A 4270-nucleotide genomic window follows, 5' to 3' on the forward strand; every position below is an offset into this window, starting at 1 on the left:
GCCCCCGCCTGCGCCCGGTGTCGGTTTCGACTGCCGGGCCCCCCCCGCCCGCCCGCGCCGCCCGAGCCACCCCCCCCCCCGGGGCGCCCCCGCCGGGGGGGCGGTCGGCGTTCTCGCGCTGGGTCGGCGGGCTAGCGCAGCCCGGTGGAGCGGGTCAGGGCCGCCTGGATCAGGCGGTCCACCAGCTCCGGGTACTCGATGCCCGACTCCTGCCACATCCGCGGGTACATGGAGATCGGGGTGAAGCCCGGCATGGTGTTGATCTCGTTGATGACGAAGGTGCCGTCCTCGGTGAGGAAGAAGTCGGCGCGCACCAGGCCCTCGCAGGACGCGGCGTCGAACGCCTCGATCGCGAGCCGCTGCACCTCGGCGGTCTGCTCCGGGGTGAGCGGAGCGGGCACGATCCCGGAGGCGGAGTCGATGTACTTCGCCTCGAAGTCGTAGAAGTCGTGGCTGGAGACCGGCGGGATCTCGGCGGGCACGCTCGCGCGCGGGCCGTCCTCGAACTCGAGCACCCCGCACTCGATCTCGCGGCCGCGCAGCAGCGCCTCCACGATGATCTTCGGGTCGTGGCGCTGGGCCTCGCGGATCGCCTCGTCCAGGCCGGAGGCGTCGTCGACCTTGGTGATGCCGATGGAGGAGCCGGCCCGGGCGGGCTTGATGAAGAGCGGCCAGCCGTGCTCGCCGGCGAAGTCCAGGATCCGGCCGCGGGCGGCGTCCCGGTCGGCGTCCCACTCGCGGGGGCGGATGGTCACGTACGGGCCGACGGGGAGGCCGAAGGAGGTGAAGACCCGCTTCATGTACTCCTTGTCCTGGCCGACGGCCGAGGCGAGGACGCCCGAGCCGACGTAGGGGATGCCGGAGAGCTCCAGGAGGCCCTGCAGGGTGCCGTCCTCGCCGTAGGGGCCGTGCAGCATCGGGAAGACGACGTCGACCTCGCCCAGGGCCTTGGGGACGGCTCCCGGCTCGGTGTAGACGACCTCGCGGTTGGCCGGGTCGACGGACAGCACGACGGCGCCGTCCTCGGAGTCCGCCAGCTCCTCGACGCTCGGGAGCCTGCGGTCGGCGATCGCCATCCGCGCGGGCTCGTCGGCGGTCAGCGCCCACCGGCCGTCCGTGGTGATGCCGATGGGCAGCACCTCGTACTTGGACCGGTCGATGGAGCGCAGCACGGCGCCCGCCGTGACGACCGAGATGGCGTGTTCCGAGCTGCGGCCGCCGAACACGACGGCCACGCGGGGCTTGCGGCCCTGCTGCTCAGGGGTCTGGGGGAGGTTCTCGCTGCTCATATCGCCACGACGATACCCGGTCATGCGTCCGGAAAGGAGTCAGCGGCGTTCCGGTTTGGCGCTGCGTCCCATCAGTTCCTTCAGGGCGACCAGCGGCGGCTTGCCGTGGTGGACGATGTCGACGACGGTGTCGGTGATCGGCATGTCCACCCCGTGGCGGCGCGCCAGATCGGCCACCGACTCGCAGGACTTGACGCCCTCGGCGGTCTGCCGGGTGACCGCGATGGTCTCCTCCAGGGTCATTCCGCGGCCGAGGTTGGTGCCGAAGGTGTGGTTGCGGGAGAGCGGCGAGGAGCAGGTGGCGACGAGGTCGCCGAGGCCCGCGAGACCGGAGAAGGTCAGCGGGTCGGCGCCCATCGCCAGGCCCAGCCGGGTCGCTTCGGCGAGTCCGCGGGTGATGAGCGAGCCCTTGGTGTTGTCGCCCAGTCCCATGCCGTCCGCGATGCCGACGGCGAGGCCGATGACGTTCTTGACGGCGCCGCCCAGCTCGCAGCCGATGACGTCGGTGCTCGTGTACGGGCGGAAGTACGGGGTGTGGCAAGCCGTCTGGAGGCGCTGCGCGACGGCCTCGTCGGCGCAGGCGACGACGGCGGCGGCGGGCTGCCGGGCGGCGATCTCGCGGGCCAGGTTGGGGCCGGTGACGACGGCGACGCGCTCGGCGGGGACCTTGGCCACCTCCTCGATGACCTCGCTCATGCGCTTGGCGGTGCCGAGTTCGATGCCCTTCATCAGGGAGACGAGGACGGCGTCGGCGGGCAGCAGCGGGGCCCACGCGGCGAGGTTGCCGCGCAGGGTCTGGGAGGGGATGGCGAGGACCGCGAAGTCGGCGCCGTGCGCGGCCTCGGCCGGGTCGGTGGTGGCGCGCATGTTCGCGGGGAGTTCGACGTCCGGGAAGTAGTCCGGGTTGGTCCGGCCGGTGTTGATGGCGTCGACGACCTCGCTGCGGCGGCCCCACAGGGTCACCTCGCAGCCCGCGTCGGCGAGCACCATGCCGAAGGCCGTGCCCCAGGAGCCGGTTCCGAAGACGGCCGCCTTCACGGGACGTGTCACTTCTGGTCCTCCCCCGCGGCCTTGCGCCGCTGTTCCGCCCTGGCCTTGCGATGGTCGTACGGCTGCTCGGGCGCCTTCTCGCCGCGCAGCTCCTCCAGCAGCTCCGTGATGGCCGCCATGATGGTCTCGGTGACCTCCTTGAGCACGTCCGGGGTGGGTTCCCGGTCGTAGAACCCGGAGAGGTCGACGGGCGGTCCGGCGAGCACCCGGAGGGTCTTGCGCGGGAACAGCCGGACCTTGTTCTCCTTGGCGTAGGGCGGCATCGCGAGGTTCGCGCCCCACTGGGCCACGGGAATGACGGGCGCCTTCGTCATCAGCGCCACGCGCGCCGCGCCGGTCTTGCCGGCCATCGGCCACATGTCCGGATCGCGGGTGAGGGTGCCCTCCGGATAAAAGGCCACGCATTCGCCGCGCTCGATGGCGTCCACGGCGGCCCGGAATGCGTCCAGGGCGTTGGTGGTCTCGCGGTAGACGGGGATCTGGCCGGAGCCGCGCAGGATCGCGCCGACAATGGGGACCTTGAAGAGCGCCGCCTTGGCGAGCAATCGGGGCACCCGGCCGGTGTTGTACTGGAAGTGCGCGTAGGAGAGCGGGTCCAGATACGAGTTGTGATTGACCGCCGTGATAAACCCGCCCTCGGCCGGAATGTGGTCCATTCCCCGCCAGTCCCGCTTGAAGAGCACGACCAGCGGCGGTTTTGCGATGACCGCCGCCAGGCGGTACCAGAAGCCGATTCTGCGGCGGGACACTCGTACACCTTCCTCTGGGACCGGTGCGTGGGGGTACCTCCCGGCGGTGGCTGGGGGAGCTTGGGCACCTCGTCGGCCGGACAAGTGTGGCCTCCGGTCCGGTCTCTGTCGAGAACACCGTACGCCCCGCCCGGCACACCGGGCCGCCGGGTCGACCGGGCGGGGGCGACAATGGGCCGACGCATGACCCGGTCATGACCCGGCCGTGGTCCGCGCACGCACGGACGTGTACCGGAGGGAGGGGGTCCGCCACGAACGCGGTCTGGAGTCTGGTGGTGCCGCTGAAGCCCCTGGCGGTGGCCAAGAGCCGGCTGGCGGCGGCCGTGGGCACGTCGCGTCCCGGGCTCGCGCTGGCGTTCGCGCAGGACACCGTGGCGGGGGCGCTGGACTGCGGGGCGGTCGCGGATGTGGTGGTCGTCACGGACGATCCGCGGGCCGGCGGGGAACTGGCGCGGCTGGGGGCGCGGATCGTCGCGGACGCGCCGGGGGCGGGGCTCAACGCGGCGCTGGCCCACGGGGCGCGCAGGGTCCGCACGCTCCGGCCGGGGGCGGCGGTGGCCGCGATGAACGCGGATCTCCCCGCGCTGCGGCCGACGGAATTGCAACGCGTGCTCGAAGCCGCGTCCGCATTTCCGCGGGCATTTCTGGCGGATGCGGCGGGAATCGGCACGACCCTGCTTTCCGCTGCTCCGGACGTGGAATTGGCACCCTCGTTCGGAGGCCCGTCGCGGGCCCGGCATTCGGCGTCGGGGGCTGCGGAAATAGCCTTGGCGGACGTGGAGAGCGTGCGCCGGGACGTGGACACGGTTGCGGATCTGCGGACCGCCCTCGCCCTCGGTGTGGGCCCTCACACGGCCCGATACAGTGCCCGTATGCAGGCGACCGCGTACACGTACGACTCCCAGACCCGCAGCGGCAGTGTGCTGCTGGACGACGGCACTCCGGTGCCCTTCGAGGCCCCGGCGTTCGACGCGGGCGGCCTGCGGCTGCTGCGCCCCGGGCAGCGGGTCCGGATCGAGACGGACGGCGAGGGCTCGGGGCTGCGGATCACACTGATCACTCTGCAAACCTTCTGACCTGCACGAACAGCACCGCGGGGGGGGGGGCGGAGCCCCGGGGGGCGCGCCCCGCGGGGGGTGGAGAGGGGGGACGTAGACGTGTGGCGCGGGGAGCGGGGTCTGG

Annotated in this window: 3 protein-coding genes and 1 pseudogene; 1 reads left to right on the forward strand and 3 read right to left on the reverse strand. The window is 72.4% G+C overall.

Features of this window, described 5'->3' with window-relative positions; all coding sequences use genetic code 11:
* Positions 1-131: 131 nt before the first annotated feature.
* The 3 genes from ACFXA3_RS19960 to ACFXA3_RS19970 are packed head-to-tail and all read right to left on the reverse strand — an operon-like array spanning position 132 to position 3088.
* A complete protein-coding gene (locus tag ACFXA3_RS19960) occupies positions 132-1289 on the reverse strand; it encodes a D-alanine--D-alanine ligase family protein (protein ID WP_385188442.1) in 1158 nt (385 codons plus the stop codon).
* Positions 1290-1328: 39 nt separating this feature from the next.
* On the reverse strand, positions 1329-2339 hold the full coding sequence (locus tag ACFXA3_RS19965; RefSeq protein WP_385188443.1) for an NAD(P)H-dependent glycerol-3-phosphate dehydrogenase: 1011 nt from the start codon (positions 2337-2339) through the stop codon (positions 1329-1331).
* Positions 2336-3088: a lysophospholipid acyltransferase family protein gene (locus ACFXA3_RS19970; RefSeq protein ID WP_385188445.1), complete on the reverse strand. Its 753-nt coding sequence runs from the start codon at positions 3086-3088 to the stop codon at positions 2336-2338. Before ACFXA3_RS19970 ends, ACFXA3_RS19965 begins: the two co-directional genes overlap by 4 nt.
* Positions 3089-3357: 269 nt before the next feature.
* On the opposite strand from ACFXA3_RS19970, the pseudogene cofC reads away from it, so the two are divergent.
* A pseudogene (cofC, locus tag ACFXA3_RS19975) lies at positions 3358-3972 on the forward strand (2-phospho-L-lactate guanylyltransferase); the annotation flags it as partial.
* Between the last annotated feature and the right edge of the window lie 298 nt (positions 3973-4270).

It is taken from the genome of Streptomyces sp. NPDC059456 (assembly GCF_042750055.1).
Classification (GTDB): Bacteria; Actinomycetota; Actinomycetes; order Streptomycetales; family Streptomycetaceae; genus Streptomyces.